This is a genomic window from Enterococcus florum (assembly GCF_004309355.1).
GTDB lineage: Bacteria > Bacillota > Bacilli > Lactobacillales > Enterococcaceae > Enterococcus_A > Enterococcus_A florum.
In genome coordinates, this window is sequence record NZ_BJCC01000072.1 from 1 (window position 1) to 1,581 (window position 1,581).

Sequence of the window (1,581 nt, forward strand, 5' to 3'; positions counted from 1 at the left end):
CTTGTTCTTTTGAAAAACACGAGAAACAAAAAAAAGACTGATAGAACAGTCCTCAGCAGATCATTATGACGGTAGTTGACGGCTTATTTTTCAAAACGAATCGAACGACGCTTTTCTTTGATGATAGATAAACGGAATCTCATTCGCGCTCGTTAGAGAAAGCGCTTACACGATAAATTAAAAAAGAGTCCTCCAATTAATCCTTTCAATTTTTTTAAAATTTTCTTAAGACACTGCCTGCTCCATCAGCTGCATTGTCTCCACCATCGGCTGTAAGAGAGAATGGGTATACGTATCCAAAGTCATCTGCGTCGAGGTATGGCCCAATAATCGACTAACTGAGCTGATATTCGCATTCGCTTCTACACAGCGTGTAGCAAAGGTGTGTCTCAGTTGATGAAAGTGGATCCCACTTATCCCTGCCCGTTGGCAAATTTGATGAAAATGATACGTAATCAAACGCGGTTCGCATGGTCCTTCTCCCGAGGAAAAAACGAAAGCTGATTTTGATGATTTTCGATGTTCCCACAACCATCGGCGAACATTTTCTCCCATCGGTATCGTACGTTGAGAAGCAGCTGTTTTTGCGGTTGCATAGATCAATAGTGTCTTCGATGATCGTCCCTCCAGTGTGACTCTTTGAAGTGTGTGGGAAACGTAGATCAGGTCGTTCTCAAAATCTACATTTTCCCATTTCAGAGCTGCCACCTCACCGATACGCATTCCAGTTCGCAAAGCCAATAAAGTCGGTAATCCTCGACCTTTTGGATAGCTGATCGCTGCTTTTTCAATTTGTTTCTGCTGATTTAGGCTCATCGCTTGGATCTTTTTTCCCTCGCTTTTAGGCAACTTGATTCCCTGACAGGGATTTTTGATCAAATGCCCCTGATTTATAGCCTGGTTCAAACAATTTTTAACCACCTGAAGATTGACACGAATGCTTGATACGGACAAAGGATGCTTTTTCCAGCGCTGCACCAATTCCTGAATATGATTTTGAGTCAGCTCATTCAATGGATATTCTCCCAAGAACGGCAAAATGTACGTCCGCATTTTGTGCCGATAACTGCTAAATGTCGCTATTTCGATTGAATCTTTCACCTCCATAAGCCAAATTTCGACCCATTCTTTCATCGTTATGGCTAAACTTCCGTTTAATTCGCAGAGGTTTTGGTATTCTATCTTCAGCGGGTACAGCTTCCACCGAACCTCATTGTACGTTTTCCCATAAACTGAGCCATACTTAATTTTTCCATTTGCCTTTCTTCCCTTTGGATAACGTCCCTCCCAGCGTTTATCCTTCCGGTAATAAATATTTTCTCCACGCCTGCTCACTATGCATTTCCTTTCTACTTTGACGGTTTATTTGACGGTTTTTATCCTTTAGATAAGTTAAAAAATTAATATTCAATAACTAGTATTACTTTTAAAAAAGTCATTTTAAACGATTTAATTTAACTTTTTTAATATTTATTATTGAATACCCATAAAATTTACATTATAATTTAAGAGAATTGAGTGTGTAATAAACATTAAAACTTGAATTATCATTGTTTATTTCATGTTTTTCAAAAGAACAAG

1 protein-coding gene is annotated in these 1,581 nt (G+C 38.8%); it reads right to left on the reverse strand.

From position 1 onward, the window contains the following. Nucleotides 1–225: 225 nt before the first annotated feature. Entirely contained in the window at nt 226–1,335 is a 1,110-nt protein-coding gene (locus NRIC_RS19125) for a tyrosine-type recombinase/integrase (protein ID WP_146624309.1), read from the reverse strand. Nucleotides 1,336–1,581: the final 246 nt, after the last annotated feature.